Below are 17,580 nucleotides of genomic sequence, written 5' to 3'. Positions count from 1 at the left end.
AGTGGCGACCTGGTCGCGCTTGAGTTGCTTCCTCAGAACAGTCTTGCCATGTTCATTAACACCGTGCACCTGAAATACATTTTTCGCCAAGTCGATACCAACGGTCATAATTTTCATACCGGACGCTCCTCTTGGTTTGTGGTTTCTGAAGCCCTTCCACTATGGCATGTTGAGACCTCTGGTTTGTGGATGGGAGCGTCCTTACCAATAGATCCGTACGTGCGAACTACCGCATACGGCTCCTGCCTCGGGTATGTGACGCAAAGCGATCCTCAGGGTAAGGATGTGCATTGCTCGGTCTTGGTATGTAGAGGTCGGCAAGGCGTCCGTAGCGTGACCATTGAAGCCGATTACGCTGGCTGCGACGTTTGAGGGCTTGCCGCCATAGACGGCATACCGCCAGACGAAAGCCACCAAGACGTATCAGGTTTCCCGGCACCGCGTGGTAGTTCAAGTATCCCGTGACTACCCGGGTAAGCCACTGACCCACGACTTGCCACGGGCATGCCGCTGGCGCCACTGCCTTGCCCATAGATCCAAGCACGTAGTGAAGATAGATATTCGCCAGCAACGGCGATATAGCGCCGCGTACGATCTAGCATACTTTTCTCTTCGATGTCTGAGCCAGTCGAACTCTCGCTGGCGTTGAACCCAGGATCCGGATCAATCCGGAACACAACCAAAATTTCGTCCTTGTGAATTTCGACGCGTTTGACCAAACCGCGAATGATCTCGCGTTTCGTGACTAAATCCACAGTGCCCAAGGCGACGCACCACTTCGCCGATGCTCAGTCGCTCCATCCCAATCCATTTAAAGATGGCTCTGACCGTCGCGGCTTGTGGCAATTCAATGACGTACTGTGCGGGTGCGCCATCAAGTTGCTTGCGAATGTAGCGATAATCGTAGGGCGCAGTCGACAGCACATTGATGCTGCCGCGTTTGGCCCCATGAAGCTTGCCGCGAAGATTGCGCTCCATAATTTTCTCAGCAACGTGGGCACCTTCGGCCACGATCCGCTCTATCAACGCGGCAATCTGGCTTTCAATCGTGCCGCGTTTAGCCTGTTGGTCAGAGGATACGCGGGCATAGAATGCCACCATCACAGCCTGGCTCACTGCTCACCTCGCTTGGCAGTACGATGCTTTTTCACAGAGGGCTGGGATGGTGACAATTCTGAGGAAGCCTGCGTTTCTGTCGGTTTAAGCTGCTCGTAGACCCTCTCGAGCTGTTCACGAGAGAATCGATTTGGCTCAAAAGCCAGACGAATACGCCAGATACACGGTTTTCGGGTCATGACTGAAGTCTCCAGTCAGTGGGGCGATGACCTCAATGACGAGGACAATCTCGACATCAGGACATCCCGCATACCTCGGGGCAAAATTCTCCCTGGCAATACGCAGCCCCCATTTTATCCGAGAGTTTGCTCTGTTGTTGCTGGCGCTATCGGGTCGTCGACTGGCGATCCCGCCCGACATCACTCCGGCCTCGAGATAGCGACGGATCAGCTTGATTACCCGCTTATCTTCAGCTTGGGGCTGCACATGGGCCGTCAGCACATCGTGGTTGACTCGATCAAAGAAATTTTCCAGATCAAGTTCCACGCACCAGCGGTGATCCGCCACCACATGGGCACGGGCTGTTTCGAGGGCTTGGTGGGCGCTTGAGCTATAGTCCGAGAACAGCGGGTCAAAGATCGGCGTGAGCTGTTGCAGTAGAGCCTGCTGAATCAGGCGATCCATCACATTAGGGATGCCCAACTGACGGGTTCCGCCTTTGGGTTTGGGGATGTCGACGGCGCGCACACCTTGCGGGTGGTACTCACCGGCCAGCAACCGAGTCTTGAAGATCGGCCAATATTGTTTCACGTAGCCCGCCAAGTGGTCGACCGTCATACCATCGGCAACCGGCGCTCGGTAGCACAATGGCAAGGGTACAGATCTCCCAGGGTAATTCGCGTGACCTTCCTGCTTATGCCTGTCGGATATACGTCGTAGCGTTCCGTGCAAGTATTGGGCTTCGAAGATGTTGGCCTTCTTACCCAACTACGCCGCCTAATTCGCTTCCTGTTCGTCAGGCCAGCATTTTGCCTCGGGCTTCCTTCAGATTCGCAGTCAGCCGCGGCACCCTCGCCTCTGGCTAACACTTTCACTTGCCGGGTGTGTAGAGGACTTCCACCTCCAAGTCGTCTGACTCATCACCATAATGAACTGAACAGTGCCAGTTACGGCGCTATGCGCCATGCCTGGCGCACCAACATAGAAGGGCCCATGCAGGCCCCTTGGTAACCAAAACGAACTTACTGAATGCGCCACGACTCGACAATGTCTGCACCAAACTCGGCTTTCCATTCTTTCAGATGACGGTGGTTACCACCCTTTGTTTCAATCAGCTCACCCGAATTCGGGTTCTTGTAAATCTTCACATCGCGCGCCTTACGGACTGTTTTCGGTGCGGCAGCGACTGGCGAGCGACGACCTGCATGAGGGTCAAGCAGGCTGATGACGTTTTGTAGACTGAAGCCGTACTCACCAAGCAATGCGCGGAGTTTGCTCTCAAATTCCATTTCGGCCTTGAGGCCAGAATCACTTTTCATCGACTCGAGCTCTGCGAGCTGTTCGGCCAGTTGTTGTTCAAGCTTGCGAAATTCAGCCAAACGAGACATGGGAAACTTTCCTTAAGGTTTAGGGCTGCGCGGAATGCACATTTCCCATGCTAAGTGATGATTTGATTTTCGTCACCCATGCCCCTTTTAAACTGACCTACGGATCCCGACAATGTGGGTGATACAGTTCAACAGGTGTGAAGATCAATATCTCCAGAAAACTGGAGTTACGAGCACCAACACAGTTAGGATTTCCAGTCTCCCTAGTAGCATCCCAACGGTCAGTAGCCATTTGGCGGCATCAGGTAATGATGAGAAGTTACCTGCCGGCCCAATGATCGTGCCAAGCCCTGGCCCGACGTTACACACCGCTGTAGCGGCACCACTCAAAGCGGTCGTCCAATCAAGCCCAATGAGAGCCAAGCCCAAGGCGATAGCGGCAATAGTGATGGTGAAGAAAAACGAGAAGGTCAAAAGCGAACGCAAGATCTCTTCGTCAATGGGGTGACCGTTGTACTTTTTCTGAATCACTGCCCGAGGATGGATCAACTGCTTCAAACTACTTACCAGTAGAGCGGCAGCAACCTGAAAGCGGAAGATTTTGAGGCCTCCAGCCGTGGAGCCCGAACACCCACCGACAAAGGTCAAATAAAAGAACAAGAGAACGGCAAAACTCCCCCATAACGTGTAATCGCCAACTGCAATTCCGGTGGTCGTGACTACCGAGGTCACATTGACCGCCACGATACGAAACGCATCCCACCATCCGTAATCGCTGTGGAAACACAGCCATGTCCCCACACCCAGCCAGGTGACGATCAAGAACCCAATAAATCCAAGTACCTGGTGATCCTTGATCAGCGCACGCCGATGGCCGCGCAATGTTGCGACGTACAGGGTAAAGGGCAGGCTGCCCAGAATCATGATGACCACCGCTACCCAGTGAATCGCCGGCTGCGTCCAATGCCCAATTGAGGCGTCCGAAGTTGAGAATCCGCCAGTGGATATCAACGACATTGCGTGGTTGACCGCTTCAAACGGTGTCATCCCAGCGATCCAGAGCGCCAGAGCTCCAACGCCCGTGAGCCCCAGATAGAGAAAGAGAATGTACTTGGCTGCCACGTGCGAACGAGGTGTCACTTTCTCCGACCAGTCTGAGGACTCTGTCTGGAAAAGACGCATGCCACCCACTCGCAATAGTGGAAGGATCGCCACAGCCATGCCGATGAAGCCGATACCGCCCAGCCAGTGCAGCATCGAGCGCCAGATCAACAACCCAGGAGAGGCTGTATCCAATCCGCTCAGGACAGTTGAGCCGGTGGTTGTGATGCCAGACATCGTTTCGAAGAACGCGTCGGTGCAGCTGATGTCGCTGATGAACACCATTGGCAACGCTGCGAAGGTGCACACCACCACCCAACTACCGGTAGTCAGCAGGTACATATCCCTCGGACGAAGCTGGCCAGTATCTGGGCGCCCTCGCATGATTAGCAGGAGGCCACAGATGAAGGTAATCAAACTCGACCAGAGAAAGGCTGACAGATCGTCGCTGCGCTCATAGGCCACCAGCGTGATCATTGGAATAGCCATGCTAACAGCCAGCGTGATCAGAAAAATGCCTAAGATGAAGCCGATAAGCCGCATTGCTGCGAGGGACATAAAAGTAGCCTGCCAAATTAGCGCCGCGCAGTATCGGATGCTCAACCGATAAGCCCCGTAAATTTTGCGTAAAATTTCTACGGGCAATCAGTCAATCAAGGTTCGCCTGTTATGTGGCAGAAGCTAGCTCGCCTTCATTCGCTCACAAAAACTCCTCGAATCAATGGCAAGAAGATTCAGCTAGGCAATACCGCGTTGATGGGAGCCGCCGGCGTGAGTACCAAGGCCTTACAAGACCGTGCAGAGTTGTTACGCCTTGAAGGCAGCATCAGCATTATCTATCTCGCAGTTGACGGGGTATTGGCAGGGTTACTGGCGGTGTCAGACCCGATAAAACCGACCTCCAAAGAAGCAGTCACCAAGCTCAAGGCTGATGACATTAAAATCATCATGGCTACTGGATATGGGCTCACCACCGCTCGAGCTGTCGCCAGGGTAATGGGTATTGAAGAGGTTCATGGTGAAGTAAAACCTCAGGACAAGGAACGCTTGGTCGCTGACCTCCAGCAATACGGCCGGAAGGTTGCCATGGCTGGCGACGGAATAAACGACGCACCGGCCCTGGCGCGAGCAGATGTGGGCATCGCCATGGGGACAGGGACTGACGTTGCGATGAATAGCGCGCAACTCACGCTGGTAAAAGGCGACCTGATGGGAATTCTACGAGCACGGGCACTTTCAGTTGCAACAATAAAAAACATGCGGCAAAACTTGGGTTTCGCCTTTCTTTACAACTCGATGGGTATTCCCCTCGCCGCAGGTCTGCTCTACCCACTGACGGGACATCTCCTGTCGCCAATGATTGCCGCCATAGCCATGAGCATCAGTTCTGCATCTGTAGTTTTCAATGCATTGAGACTGAGGAATACCCGAATAGATTGAGCTTCATCGATGCTCGCAGCCAAAAATAGATAACTCTTAACCTTGCCGTTGTGTAAGCGTTAATTGTTTAAGCCAATCAAGCGCTGATCCGAAAGAGGATGGCGGGCAGACGTGACCGTGTCCGACTACTCGACAATCATATCCGGTCGCTGGCAATTGGACGTCACTATGTACAGTCTGCAATTATACTGTGTTAATGGCGGCCCTGATGAGGCTGATCCCGTCGGTACTTTCAACGGACATGATCCGTAAGCCTATCTGAAGGCATCCTCACGTTGCTGCCAACGCAGAAAATCAGTCGAGTAGACGAGTTGTTGCCACATAAGTGGCAGCCGACGTAGTCACGCAGAGTAGCTTCGCCGCTCGCGTACCATTAGTTAAAGCAATCAGAACTAATGCATCTCGGCGTGAGTATGCGCCTGAAGTGAATCCGGCACACCAGATGATTCTAAGCCTCCGGCCTCTAGCCAGCTTATAGTCTGTGCATAAGCCCTCTGAAGCAGAAGCTCTGTTTGATTGAAGTCAAACACAGAAACACCTAGTGGGCACAGTGGAGCAACTACATGAATATTGGCACGTGAAGAGAAAAGTTCTATATCACGTACCAACTGTCGCATGCTCATCAGGTTTATGCTGTGTAAAGCTAACGCAACCAGCCCAATTGGTGGTTTGATACACGCACAACCAAAGCCTGTTGGTACTACAATGACCCGAGTCGCACCCAGCCCTATAGCACTTGCGATTGGTGTGTTACTTGCCACTCCACCGTCTATCAATAACTTATCTGCGACCTGTACATAAGGAAATACCAGTGGAATCGCAGCACTGGCAAGTAACGCCAATTCGACATCACCACTGGATAAAAGGACTTCAGCGCCACTGAGCAAATCGGTGGTTACTATATGTAGTGGTAGCTGGGTATTTTCTATGAGTTTTACGGGTAGTGCCCGAGCTACCAGTCGCTTCAATGCTGAAGGCTCAAGCAGATAGCCTCGATGAGTGATCAGCGCAGTTAGGGTGTCCAGCATTGAAAGTGGAAATATATCTGTTCTTCGCAAGCCGCGCCAGATATCGGCGAGCTCGGCTATACCTTCTTCAGTTGGTTTAGAAGCAAAATATGCGCCATTGATAGCGCCAACTGAGGCACCTACAACCATGTCGAACGATATTTTCGCTTCTACTAGCGCCCGGAGCATACCCACCTGAACAGCCCCTAAGCTGCCGCCCCCGGCGAGAACGAGTGCAGTTTTATTGTTTTTCATGCGGATACTCCATGTCATTTCAACTCGATTGATTTAACGACCAGTCGTATTCAAGAAAGTCTAGTTGAATGCCTTGCTCTATTCGCTCCCGAACCGAAGGTTCATCAGTCAACAATTGGTCATTGAGACTCAGAAATTTTTCTAGAGACCCCCACTTACCCGCAAAGTCTTGACCATACCAATCAAATATTTTGGAAAGCTCTAATCTGCCGGTCTTGGGATTGAATCTGTTTCGGGTCCGGTCGCTGAGAAACCGCCTCTGTCCGTCCGCAAGTTGTGTGTCCAGTTGGTTTGCATTAAATGCCTCATTACGAAGCGCAGGGCAACCTATGGAAGCGCAATTTACCGCGAAATGAATACGAGGATCGTTATACACACCAGGTCGTCGGATCAAAGAGTGTTCAAGATAGTCGAGACTTATGGTTTGCCCCAGAAGGGGAATAAACGCCTGACTCCATGGGCTCTGGAAGATACTACCAACATCCTTGATCGACTTGACTGGGTAGTGTTCGAGAACCAATTTAACGGTGAAAGCGTTGTACGCATTAATAAGGAAAGCTAACTGTTGATACTTACTCCAAACATCAAATTCTTGCCGCTTGACCGCTGACAGTTCATCTAAGAAATCAGTGAGGTCTTTTTCATTTCGCTTGAAGCCAGAGTAATCGACCTCGCTGGCAAGTCCGCCACGAACCCAGTGGACGTTATTCTGAAGCAATGTGTTCCATGTTATATTTCTGTGGTCGTATGTTGTTTGCGCATGTGTTAGACCGCTAACACAAAGCATAACCCCAATCATTAGATAGCGCATTATTTTACCTTTGGGGAAGTTGACGCTAACTATTTTTAGCATAGAATTTGGCTAGACGAACTGCAGGAATGCCTAATGCAAAACCGAGAGCGAGGACTCGGTTTTTTAGTGATCGGCGCCACCAACCGTCGCGGTGCCAGCGACGAGGATTGACTAATAGACCTTGACTGACTTTATCGACTCTACCCAAACCTCGAAGTCCTTTGATGAGAGGGACCTCTTCGAACAATGGCCAGGAGGCATGTTGTCCCGCCGCCAAGTAAGCTGATCGTCGAACGAAAATACCTTGGTCACCATAGGGGACACCGAACGTATTTCGCAAGTTGATTAGACACTCAAGCAGACGTCCTTGCCACTCAGGCTTGCCTGCAAAGCGAAAAGCAAAATAGCCCCCCACTGCACCATTCTGTAGAGCAATTCTTATATTGCCGATAGGATCACCAGTGAGCTTGGCATCAGCATGCAAGAACCACAGCAAGTCAGATTCCACCAAACTTGCACCGAAACGCAGTTGAAGCCCACGATTAGGTTGAGATGACACCCAAGTTGCATTGTGGTTCCGGCAGATTTCTCGACAGAGCTCACTATTTCCAGAATCGACGACTATCACCTGCAACTCAGTGAGACTTGTGAAAGAGCACTCAGTTAGTTCGGTGAGCAGTCTTGGAAGCTCCAGTTCATCATGCCAGCAAGGGATCACCACACTGAGGCGATTGTGATTAGTCACAAAGTGCTCCTTTAAGGTCAGAAATCGCTTCAATCAATCGCAATCTTGCGGGGCGCAAATCAAACTTTAAACTTGAGCGTAATATATCGAAGTCTATTGCTTCATCAATGTCGAAGCATTCACCGATACACACAACAGAGTGACCGTTATTTAGACAGGTGCTTCGAAGTGCACCTCCTAAACTCGCAGTACTCCACGGTAGATTTACTAGGCTTGGCCACGGTTTGGATGAGGCCATAAGCACAACACCTCCATCACGAGCGTTGATTAACACTGTATCGTGCTCACAGAGCGCATTGAGCACATTTTGATAGTCTGTCAGCGTGATTGCCGGCGAATCACTACCAATGAAAATTAAACACTCATGGCTTTGAGTTCGAAGTGTCTGGTCAAGAGTATTTAATCGTTCACCAAGATTTCCTTGAGCTTGGGGTATGCATTGAGCAAAAGGTGCCCTCGATTTTGCCCAGCCGAGATGATCGGCATGATCAGGTGCAATTATGGTATTACCAGGCCATTGATACAGATCTTCAACACCACAGTCGAGCAAGCACTCAGCGACCACGTACGCACGCTCTATGCCTATCTGGGCTGCAAGCCGTTGCTTACCGAAACCTAGGGAGGGTCGCTTACAAACCAGCACCAGCGTTGGCGTCGGTGTAGGAGCCTGCTCGAAAAAGCTATGGGTCATACAGATCTCCGTCGTTTACGTTGAACAAAAAAGCCTCCATTCAACCCAGTATGGAGCGCGGCTATCTACATCAGATAGAAAAGGTTTGAAAATGTTACGGCCACAGTAAAAATTTCCGCTCTCTCCCCTCCCTCGCGCAGCTCAGTATGCTCTAAGGGCGGCTTACGGTCCTGCATCTTGTGAAAATGATAATGTCCGATTCAGAAGGACGAGAGCTGAAGATTGGCAGCAGATTCATCTCGCAATTTCGGTTATAATAACATTGTAAGTGATTAACAGGTTGCCGCATTGCTGCACGCCAGGAGATCAGCCTAAATATCAACCTGAAATCGTGCCAATACACCAGTAAAGAAGTAACGCGCAGAAACTATCATGGCGGAATGAGTATGTTGATGATTAATTAGCGAAAAACTATAACCGGCGGCCGCGAAAACTGAGTGCAACACCTCACCCTTCGGTAAGGTGCAGCCATGTCCTATACAGAACTCAGCATCGAAGAACGCGCGACCATTCAAGTCGGGCAATACAAGAAACTCAGCCAGCGCGAAATAGCCCGGTTGCTGGGGCGTAGCCCGTCCACGATCAGTCGTGAGCTTCGTCGAAATCAACTTCCTGGCAATTATTCGGCCCACGAGGCTCAAGCGTTTACTCGTGGTCGGCGCATAGGCAGTCGACCGCTCAAGAAACTGATCATGGGTAATGAGCGCTTTGAGCTGGTTATCCACTTGCTTCGAGAACGCTTTTCTCCCGACCAAATCGCGGGCAAGCTGCGCCTTATGAAAATCAATTTTGAAGAAGCCTACGTCTGCCGCGAAACGATCTACAACGCCATCTATGCGTTGCCTGTAGGGGAGTTGCGCAAAGAACTGATCCAGTGCCTTCGTCAGGGAAAAAGTACCCGTAGGCCACGTTCTGGTGGGGTTGATCGTCGTGGACAGATCCCGGAGATGGTCAGTATTCACGTGCGCCCTCCGGAAATCGAAGACCGTTTGATGCCCGGTCACTGGGAAGGCGACCTGATTAAGGGCAAAGATAATGGGTCGTCTGTCGGTACTCTTGTGGAACGCACGAGTGGCTATTTGATGTTGGTAAAAATGAACGATGCTACGGCTACTTCTGCTGTTCAAGGCTTCAGTGCAGCACTGAACAGCATGCCGCTGGCGGTGCGTAAAAGCATGACGTATGACCAAGGCCGCGAAATGGCAAAACATGCTGAAATCACGCAGAACACTGGGGTGGCGATTTACTTCTGTGACCCGCATAGCCCTTGGCAGCGCGGCAGTAATGAAAACATTAATGGCTTGATTCGCCAGTACCTGCCCAAGGGCACGGACTTGTCGGTACATAGTCAGGAAGCGTTGGATGCCATTTCGTATCAAATGAATATTCGTCCCCGCAAACGCTTCGGTTACAAATGTCCGATTGAGGTGATTACAGAAGTGATGGGGATGCATCATGCTGCTCCTGCTTTAACTCAATAGCCGTGTTGCACTCAGCTTCTGCAACCGCCACCATTAATTTACCCATCACGCGAACGCTGCATTGAGACCCTTAAGAATGGACGGTTCGGAAGTGCAATCTAGAAACATGATTAATTCAAACCCCAGTACAACTAAAGGTCGCAAGAGAGTTAGTCTCAGCAACTCTAAACAATAATGCACAACAAGCGAAATCTGTATACTGCTTGCGGGCCCACGTAGGTGGCCACCCACGCAGACGCACTATTGCGGCATCACCACGCAGGAGGGTTAGATCACACACACTTATTTTCCGCATCAATGTCATTGCTTGAAGCCTCCAAACTCAGGCATCAGGCTTGCGGACAGACTTCAGTATGGAGTCTGTATCGACATATTCGTCATCGATAGAGATTTTTTTAAGTGTGTTCGAGGTCAGCTCTAGCTGTTTTATATAATTGCGGCAGCGTACACACATACTTAAATGCATAAGTACCCCGAGACGCGTTTTAAAGGTTAGTCGATGATCAATAATATCTGAGCCAAGTTCTGACATTTCGCGACACGTCAACATGTCCCTTCCTCCTCAAAGTGCTCAAGCATTGTATGCATTCGTTGTCGTCCACGGTGTAACAACACACGAATATTACCCTCTGCAAGACCCAATGCATGAGCAATTTCATTAAACTCAAGTCCTGCCAACTCTCGCATCATGACTACCGACTGCTGATCACTTGGAAGCTTGTGCAAGTGCTTACGAATACATTCTTGCAACTCAGCTTCCGTAAGGATCTCCTCTGGCGTCTCATGGTGCCATTGCGATGGAGGCGTGCTCCAGGCCCCATCATCAGTGAAGCGTTGAGTTATAGGGGAGCCAGGATCTACTCCCCAACTGTCTAGAGAAACCTCACGACTGTACTTGCGACGCATCGCTCTAGCCTCATTGAGCGCAATTCTCGCTAGCCACGTACGAAACGCCGATCTTCCTTCAAATTTTTCAACAGCTGCAAAAGCTTTGATCCACGTCTCCTGAGCCACGTCATCAGCCAGATCACGACCGACCAAAGGGACCGTCATGGCAATCAAAAAACGATGATGAGCTTTGATTGCCGTCTCACACGCCGCTGGGTCTCCACGCTTTAAGCGTTGGATCATTTCCTGTTCGTCGTCCATCTCACTCTCCTAGTCATGGCGGTGCCAAGCATAGTGGCCAAATGAGCTACAGGACAGTGCCCTCATAAATTGAGTGTTCCGAGGCAGGGTTTGTTACAGGTCATTTCTAAGGTTATAGAAATAACTGCATTAGCTGTAACGACGAGCTCGGCGCGTCATCCTATTCATGACAGTCACATCCGAAGGAGGATGACGTCATGAAAACGTATACAGGCTCCCTGAGACTTCTAACCATCGGGTTGATCATCGCGACAGGTGCTATGGCCGTTCAAACTCTGAGCGAACATCAACGCCAAGTCGCCGCTCAACACAATCTTGCAGAGGGAGGTAGCGATCGATTGCTTGAGCAGCGCACAAAGGTCGCCGAGGGCGGTAGTGACCGTTTGCTTGAACGACGCACGAGGATCGCTGAAGGAGGCGCTGACCGGCTGCTTGAGCAACGTGAAAAAGTTACTGAAGGCGGTAGTGACCGACTGCTTGAGCGGCGTGAGAAAGTCGCTGAAGGAGGTAGTGACCGACTGCTTGAACGGCGTGAGAAAGTCGCTGAAGGTGGTAGTGACCGATTGCTTGAACGGCGTGAGAAAGTCGCTGAAGGTGGTAGTGACCGATTGCTTGAGCGGCGCGCGAGGGTCGCCGAGGGCGGCAGTGATCGTCTGTTAGAGCGACGCGAACAACTATTATTCGAACGGCCACCAACAGAACTGGCGAGCTCCGCAAACCAGCAGACTTTAGTGGGGTGAGTAGCCTCCAGCACTTAACCAATAGCCACTGCCGTGATAGACATGTTAGCACCTCACTCCATCTGTAATCTAACACGCAGTGGCCATACAATAAGGCGTTTGCTCTGATATAAAGACACAGGACATGCGAAGAATATTTATTTAATCCGAATTAATTACTCGTCGGGGAGTTTTCTTAGTCGGACTAAACGGACTACTTGGTGACGTTTTGTCTTCCCTGTCGTGACGACAGTCAGAAGTACTTGCACCTACGCTAGCAAATTTTTACTGAGCCTGGCATAGGCCGTTGGCGCCTGAATTTATTTCTCGTTTTTTTTGTAACAACAAACCAGCTGAATCATCTGACTAGCTGTGAGTGGCAACGAATGTCATTGCACCTATTTAGATTTTTACCCGTCAGGAGAAACACAATGAAAAAATTTCAAGTATCCACGGCATCTCTGAAAATCGCCAAGCCTTTGGCTGCAATGGTATCTGCGGCAGTGCTTGCCGCATCCCTCGCGGGTCCAGTGATGGCTGCCACCCCTTGTAATCCTTGCGCGGCAAAAGCACCTGCGGCAGCCATGGCAAATCCTTGTGCTGCAAAAAATCCGTGTGCAGCAAGCAAGAAAACCACTACAAATCCTTGTGCTGGTAAGAACCCATGCGCAGCCAAAAATCCGTGCGCAGCCAATCCTTGCGCCGCCAAGGCTCCTTGTGCGGCCAAGAAAAAATAAGTTGGAGATAAAAATTCAATAAGGGTATTGCTGCTCCGCGTCAAAGAAGTATTCGAGCATTTGACGTGCAATACAACTTGTCGCACCGACATGGCCCGTATTCGAATACGGGCCATGTACGATATGACTTGACGTCAATATTCTCTGTTATAAGATTTTAATGGGGTATTTTATTGGCTCGCAAAGATAGAACTTAGCTCCGAGTACTAAACTAGACACTTTTAGCATAAAGCCGAATTGTTTCTGTCTTAAGATCACCCTACCCAACAGTGCGACAATGGCCAGGTTTCGTCTGAACTTGAGACCAATTTAGTAAGCTGCCGAGCTAATTGAACATTTTGCGTCAAAAAGATCAGCTCGCGAAACCTACTTGATCATTCCTGATAGCCGACGATTCAGGAATTCGACCCAGAAGCCTCGCTAGGGTCGCTCACCCGACCAGGACGCTAAGCAACGATTGATCCGTTGCAGCTAAACTCAGCCGCGATCGGTCGGCCGTCGTCTTGCCAGCGGTGGCTAATGACCTTCCCTGATGATACTCATGCCACAATTAAGAATTTCTGCTTGTAACAAACCGCAGCTTGAGATCTCTAAAGCGCATAGGGCAAATAGTAAAAGCAAATCACCGTAACCCAATCCTGACCTAAAGGAACTGTCTCATGAATAAGACGATGACCACCGCTACCTTGGCCTTGGCGTTGAGTGCCGCGTTAGCCGCTGCTGCAATGCCGACCATCGCCCACGCCGCTGATGGCGAAAAGTGTTTCGGTGTAGCTCTTAAAGGAAAGAACGATTGCAAGGCTGGCGCAGGCACGTCCTGTGCGGGAACCTCGAAAGTCGACTATCAGGGTAATTCTTGGTCCATGGTACCCAAGGGGACTTGCGAGCAAACGGCATCGCCTACTTCTGCGACTGGCTTTGGTCAACACCAGGAGTTCAAGGAAAAGAAAGCCTGATTAGTAATTGAAATGTCGCGGAGCGTTCCTATGATTCAATCTCCTAGCGACGGATTTTGCCTGGTGGATGCTGCCCATACAGCGCCCACCAGGCTGCCATGCCGTGCCGGTATTGGCTTAAAGTCCGAATACTTTCGCGAGGTAATTTCAGAGCAACCAGACATAGGTTTCTTTGAGGTCCATGCCGAAAATTACATGGTCGCAGGCGGGGCATTTCACCATTACCTGGAAATAATTCGCTCGCGCTATCCACTGTCTATCCACGGCGTAGGTCTATCCATTGGTGGGCAAGCCCCACTTGATGAAGAACACCTATCTCGGTTGGCCATACTGCTAAATCGCTACCAGCCAGAAGCATTCTCCGAACATCTCGCTTGGTCCAGTCATGGCGGCACATACCTCAACGACCTGCTACCACTACCCTACACAGCGTTCAGTCTCTCGCAAGTGTGTGAGCAGATAGACCGTGTGCAAGAGCGCTTGGGGCGGCCTATGTTGCTCGAAAACCCGGCCACTTACGTTCAGTACACAGCCTCGACCATGACCGAAAGTGAGTTCATAAACCAAGTCATACGTCGTACTGGCTGCGGGCTCTTGCTTGATGTCAACAATGTACATGTATCCAGCGTCAATCACGGAGGTGATGCACGAGAGTACATCTTGGGTTTGCCTCTCGACGCAGTGGGTGAAATTCACTTGGCAGGGTTTGCTGAGGAGGTAGACACGAAAGGAGCGCCGCTGCTAATTGACAATCATGGCGCACCGATTGCGAAAGTTGTGTGGGAACTCTATGCATTTACCTTGGGGTTGACTGGCCCGAAACCGACCTTGATCGAACGCGACAATGATATCCCTGAATTAAGGGTGTTACTGAGCGAAGCTCAACAGGCCGACGCAATCACTCGGCGGCTATTTCCGGCCCTGCCATCCGCTACAGAGCCAGAGAAGGCATCTGTATGAGCGCTCACGATGATTTTGCTGAAAGCTTAATGCAGGAAGCGTCCGCGTGCCCGTCAGGCTTAACTACCTGGAACGGCTCTGACCCGTCCCAACGTTTTGCGGTTTACAGAAATAACGTCATTGTTTCCCTAATTGATGCGTTGGCCGATACCTTCCCCGTCACCCAAGCACTCGTCGGAGAGGAGTTTTTCCGCGCTATGGCTGGTCAGTTCGTGCGCGCCCATCCTCCCCGCTCACCAGTACTAACCTTGTACGGTGACTTGTTCCCTAGCTACGTGTGTGACTTTGTACCAGCTTCCGCGCTGCCTTATCTGGGAGATCTTGCACGCCTAGAAGTAGCCTATATACAGACCTACCACGCAGCTGAGGAGGGGTCTTTAGCGATATCAGAACTGTCTAAGTTGTTAAGCAATGAAACGACCCTGTCACAGGTGCGTTTCACTCTGCATCCATCTATCAATGTAGTGCGTTCGCGATATGCCGTGGTTTCTCTCTGGGCGGCCCATCAAGATCTGTCGCCGGAGAACACCTTAGGGAGCATACACCTGGATGTTTCTGAAGCAGCCATGCTAATTCGTCAAGATTTAGATGTAGTAGTTGTCCGCATAGAACACGGTGCTGCGGAGTTCATCGAAAATTTGCACCGCGGTGCTGTCTTCGCTGATGCGGTGTCTACGGACGTCCCTTTTAACCTTGAGACGACATTGGCGCTGTTGCTCCGCTACGGTGCCATCACTCATTACAATATTTAGGAATAGATCTCAATGCATGAAGCCCGCGTAGTGAAACTGATCAAATGGTTTATTGAGCAATTTGAGCGTACGCCATATTGGTTGATCGCCTTGCTAGGACGCTTTTCTATTGCGGCCATTTTCTGGAAATCTGGAGAGACCAAAGTGCAAGGCCTAGCTCTCGATATAGTATCTGGAGAGTTTCAATTCGGGCTGCCAAGATTGGCTGATTCGGCGGTGTTTCTATTTAAAGAAGAGTATCGACTACCGCTGATTTCTCCCGAATCGGCGGCCATCATGGCGGCTTTTGCGGAGCATTTCTTCCCATTAATGATCTTAATTGGCTTAGCCACGCGTTTTTCCGCTCTGGCCTTGTTGATCATGACGCTGACTATCCAGCTGTTGGTCTATCCGGATGCGTACCCTACCCATGGTGTATGGGCCACGGTGCTGTTGCTGTTGCTGGCGAAAGGTCCTGGTGCTGTTGCTCTGGATCACTTCATTGCACGGAAATTCAGCCGATAAATGCCGCAAGGAAGTGCACCAGCCTCATGGAGCGACATCGACATGCATAAAGAAACACTGCGATGAGCATTCGACAACGCCTGACGATAAGCTATGCCATCGTCCTCATATTTCTTTTGGCCATCGTCCTCATCAGTCTGCAACGTTTCGACCTGCAGGCTCAGAGCATGCACGACGTGGTCGAAGGGGATGCCGCGCGTGCCGAGCTGGCCTCAGCCATCAACCTGCACGCTGAAACGGCTGCTAGTCGCTTACTTTTGCTCTTCGTCCTTGAAGACCGCGAACAGCGTACCGCCATCTATCAGGAGATCGACGCGCAGAACACCGAGATCGATCAAGCGCTGCGGGGCTTTCGCGCATTGATGTCCGAACCTGAGTCGCAGGCTATGCTCGCCCGCCTGGAAAGCCTGCGCAAGGACTACGAAATGCACTTCAGTGCCACGGTAGAGGAGCTGGAAGTGGGCGAGCGAGCCTCGGCCGTGCAGCTTATTACGGGGCCGACCCTCAGCGCACTCAATGCACTGTTGACGCAAACGACGGCAATGGCGGAGCAGCAACAACTGTCCATGCACGCACGCCAGACATTGGCAATGCAGGCATCCGAACGCTCAATCCAGTTGGTGCTCGCCCTGGGCTTCAGCGCGTTGATCGCAGGTCTGCTGATGGCCATTTATATGACCCGCAGTATCACTCAACCTTTGGATCGCGCGCGAATGGTGGCAGACCGGATTGCCGTTGGCGACCTCAGACACACGATCGACAATGCCGGCAACGATGAAATCGGCAAACTGTTGGCGGGCATGCGCAGCATGAGCGGGCGCCTGCGCACGTTGATCGGCTCGATCCTGAGCAGCGCAGCAAATGTAGACTCGGCGGCCGAGCAACTGCAGGTCCCAGCAGCCAAGGTCAAAGTGGACTCGGCACTGCAGAGCGAACTGGCGGGGTCTATCGATCGCTCCATCGGCCAGTTATCCCAAGGTATCGGCACGATGGCGGGCAACGTTTTGACCGCCCGCAACCAAGCCCTCAAGGCCCGTGATCTGGCGCAGGAAGGTGCTCGAGCCATCACCGTGGTTGCCGCGGAAATCGCCCAAATCGCCACGGCCGTCGATGGCTCGGCCCAATCGGTCGCCAGGCTCGGTCTGAGCGCCAAAGAAGTCGCAGGAGCGGTCAGCCTGATCCGCCAAATCGCCGATCAAACCAACCTCCTGGCGCTGAATGCCTCTATCGAAGCAGCAAGGGCCGGCGAGAGTGGTCGAGGTTTCGCGGTCGTCGCCGATGAAGTGCGTACTCTGGCCAATCGCACCGCGGATGTCACCGGAGAGATTGACCGAGTGATGACATTGATCAATCAACAGACCCAGAATGCGGCCCGTGATATCGACGCGGGCAAGCGCGGTATGGAGCACGGCATGGACTTGATACAGAGCATTGCCGTCCCGCTGGAGGCGTTACAGATCGATGCCCAGGATTCCCTCGACAATCTTGAACAACTGACTGAACTGGCGGCTGACCAGTCCCAGGAAAGCGAGGCGATTGCTGGCAACGTGCGCACCATCGTCGAAATGGCCAGGACCAACAAACAGGCTACCGATCAGCTTGCAACGATCACCGACGAACTCTTGCAAACAGCCGCAAAATTACAGTCCTCGGTTGCCGCCTTTCGCCTGTAGTCGGGCGCAAGGAA

Annotated in this window: 17 protein-coding genes and 5 pseudogenes; 10 read left to right on the top strand and 12 right to left on the bottom strand. The window is 51.6% G+C overall.

Translation table 11 applies throughout. The features are described from left to right. The 5 genes and pseudogenes from H7995_RS26280 to H7995_RS26260 form a co-directional block, all read right to left on the bottom strand. Nucleotides 1-117: pseudogene (locus H7995_RS26280) on the bottom strand (IS110 family transposase); the annotation flags it as partial. Nucleotides 118-663: 546 nt separating this feature from the next. After that, nucleotides 664-1,116 carry a hypothetical protein gene (locus H7995_RS26275; protein WP_244647822.1) on the bottom strand — a complete coding sequence of 151 codons (453 nt, stop codon included), beginning with the start codon at nucleotides 1,114-1,116 and terminating at the stop codon, nucleotides 664-666. 327 nt (nucleotides 1,117-1,443) lie between these two features. After that, nucleotides 1,444-1,911: pseudogene (locus H7995_RS26270) on the bottom strand (reverse transcriptase domain-containing protein); the annotation flags it as partial. 386 nt (nucleotides 1,912-2,297) lie between these two features. Then, nucleotides 2,298-2,663, bottom strand: coding sequence for a histone-like nucleoid-structuring protein, MvaT/MvaU family (locus tag H7995_RS26265; protein ID WP_185819164.1), 366 nt, complete (start codon nucleotides 2,661-2,663; stop codon nucleotides 2,298-2,300). Between the two features lie 144 nt (nucleotides 2,664-2,807). Beyond that, on the bottom strand, nucleotides 2,808-4,262 hold the full coding sequence (locus H7995_RS26260) for a TrkH family potassium uptake protein (protein WP_185819163.1): 1,455 nt from the start codon (nucleotides 4,260-4,262) through the stop codon (nucleotides 2,808-2,810). A 159-nt stretch (nucleotides 4,263-4,421) separates the two neighbouring features. Between H7995_RS26260 and H7995_RS26255 the strand changes: the two are divergent. Both H7995_RS26255 and H7995_RS28580 read left to right on the top strand, forming a co-directional pair. Beyond that, a pseudogene (locus H7995_RS26255) lies at nucleotides 4,422-5,144 on the top strand (HAD-IC family P-type ATPase); the annotation flags it as partial. Nucleotides 5,145-5,343: 199 nt separating this feature from the next. Then, a pseudogene (locus H7995_RS28580) lies at nucleotides 5,344-5,485 on the top strand (transposase domain-containing protein); the annotation flags it as partial. A 51-nt stretch (nucleotides 5,486-5,536) separates the two neighbouring features. Here H7995_RS28580 and H7995_RS26250 read toward each other — a convergent pair. Genes H7995_RS26250 through H7995_RS26235 form a run of 4 tightly spaced genes read right to left on the bottom strand, consistent with a single transcriptional unit; the run spans nucleotide 5,537 to nucleotide 8,635 of the window. Further along, nucleotides 5,537-6,406, bottom strand: coding sequence for a patatin-like phospholipase family protein (locus H7995_RS26250; RefSeq protein WP_103404568.1), 870 nt, complete (start codon nucleotides 6,404-6,406; stop codon nucleotides 5,537-5,539). A 19-nt stretch (nucleotides 6,407-6,425) separates the two neighbouring features. Next, on the bottom strand, nucleotides 6,426-7,217 hold the full coding sequence (locus tag H7995_RS26245) for a DUF547 domain-containing protein (RefSeq protein WP_185819162.1): 792 nt from the start codon (nucleotides 7,215-7,217) through the stop codon (nucleotides 6,426-6,428). Between the two features lie 25 nt (nucleotides 7,218-7,242). After that, nucleotides 7,243-7,944, bottom strand: a complete 702-nt coding sequence (locus H7995_RS26240; RefSeq protein ID WP_185819161.1) for a glycosyltransferase — start codon at nucleotides 7,942-7,944, stop codon at nucleotides 7,243-7,245. After that, on the bottom strand, nucleotides 7,937-8,635 hold the full coding sequence (locus tag H7995_RS26235; protein ID WP_185819160.1) for a TIGR04282 family arsenosugar biosynthesis glycosyltransferase: 699 nt from the start codon (nucleotides 8,633-8,635) through the stop codon (nucleotides 7,937-7,939). Before H7995_RS26235 ends, H7995_RS26240 begins: the two co-directional genes overlap by 8 nt. 470 nt (nucleotides 8,636-9,105) lie before the next feature. Here H7995_RS26235 and H7995_RS26230 point away from each other — a divergent pair, with 470 nt between their 5' ends. Next, nucleotides 9,106-10,116, top strand: coding sequence for an IS30 family transposase (locus H7995_RS26230; RefSeq protein ID WP_185819159.1), 1,011 nt, complete (start codon nucleotides 9,106-9,108; stop codon nucleotides 10,114-10,116). A gap of 322 nt (nucleotides 10,117-10,438) precedes the next feature. Here H7995_RS26230 and H7995_RS28990 read toward each other — a convergent pair whose 3' ends face one another. Together H7995_RS28990 and H7995_RS26225 are read right to left on the bottom strand one after the other, a co-directional pair. After that, nucleotides 10,439-10,648, bottom strand: a complete 210-nt coding sequence (locus H7995_RS28990) for a hypothetical protein (protein WP_483312756.1) — start codon at nucleotides 10,646-10,648, stop codon at nucleotides 10,439-10,441. Nucleotides 10,649-10,659: 11 nt separating this feature from the next. Further along, complete coding sequence (locus H7995_RS26225) at nucleotides 10,660-11,265, bottom strand: RNA polymerase sigma factor (RefSeq protein WP_103404573.1); 606 nt, start codon at nucleotides 11,263-11,265, stop codon at nucleotides 10,660-10,662. A 260-nt stretch (nucleotides 11,266-11,525) separates the two neighbouring features. Here H7995_RS26225 and H7995_RS26220 point away from each other — a divergent pair, with 260 nt between their 5' ends. Continuing rightward, entirely contained in the window at nucleotides 11,526-12,005 is a 480-nt protein-coding gene (locus H7995_RS26220) for a phage infection protein (protein WP_244647823.1), read from the top strand. 421 nt (nucleotides 12,006-12,426) lie between these two features. On the opposite strand, the gene H7995_RS26215 is transcribed toward H7995_RS26220, so the two are convergent. Further along, nucleotides 12,427-12,813 carry a hypothetical protein gene (locus H7995_RS26215; protein WP_185819158.1) on the bottom strand — a complete coding sequence of 129 codons (387 nt, stop codon included), beginning with the start codon at nucleotides 12,811-12,813 and terminating at the stop codon, nucleotides 12,427-12,429. Between the two features lie 567 nt (nucleotides 12,814-13,380). On the opposite strand from H7995_RS26215, the gene H7995_RS26210 reads away from it, so the two are divergent. From H7995_RS26210 to H7995_RS28930, 6 genes and pseudogenes are all read left to right on the top strand, one after another. Then, the gene (locus H7995_RS26210) at nucleotides 13,381-13,677 is read left to right on the top strand and encodes a BufA1 family periplasmic bufferin-type metallophore (RefSeq protein WP_185819157.1); all 297 of its coding nucleotides are present in this window, start codon (nucleotides 13,381-13,383) and stop codon (nucleotides 13,675-13,677) included. A gap of 30 nt (nucleotides 13,678-13,707) precedes the next feature. Further along, complete coding sequence (bufB, locus tag H7995_RS26205) at nucleotides 13,708-14,637, top strand: MNIO family bufferin maturase (protein WP_185819156.1); 930 nt, start codon at nucleotides 13,708-13,710, stop codon at nucleotides 14,635-14,637. After that, a complete protein-coding gene (locus H7995_RS26200) occupies nucleotides 14,634-15,389 on the top strand; it encodes an HvfC/BufC N-terminal domain-containing protein (protein WP_185819155.1) in 756 nt (251 codons plus the stop codon). Before bufB ends, H7995_RS26200 begins: the two co-directional genes overlap by 4 nt. Nucleotides 15,390-15,401: 12 nt before the next feature. Further along, nucleotides 15,402-15,893 (top strand): DoxX family protein, encoded by a 492-nt coding sequence (locus H7995_RS26195; RefSeq protein WP_185819154.1) that lies wholly within the window; start codon nucleotides 15,402-15,404, stop codon nucleotides 15,891-15,893. A gap of 62 nt (nucleotides 15,894-15,955) precedes the next feature. Beyond that, nucleotides 15,956-16,711, top strand: a pseudogene (locus H7995_RS28935) (MCP four helix bundle domain-containing protein); the annotation flags it as partial. Beyond that, nucleotides 16,694-17,566: a methyl-accepting chemotaxis protein gene (locus tag H7995_RS28930; RefSeq protein ID WP_425312255.1), complete on the top strand. Its 873-nt coding sequence runs from the start codon at nucleotides 16,694-16,696 to the stop codon at nucleotides 17,564-17,566. The pseudogene H7995_RS28935 and the gene H7995_RS28930, both read left to right, overlap by 18 nt. Nucleotides 17,567-17,580 lie beyond the last annotated feature (14 nt).

The sequence above is a fragment of the Pseudomonas kielensis genome (genome assembly GCF_014236655.1).
Taxonomy (GTDB): domain Bacteria; phylum Pseudomonadota; class Gammaproteobacteria; order Pseudomonadales; family Pseudomonadaceae; genus Aquipseudomonas; species Aquipseudomonas kielensis.
This window is presented reverse-complemented; position numbering and strand designations above follow the sequence as displayed.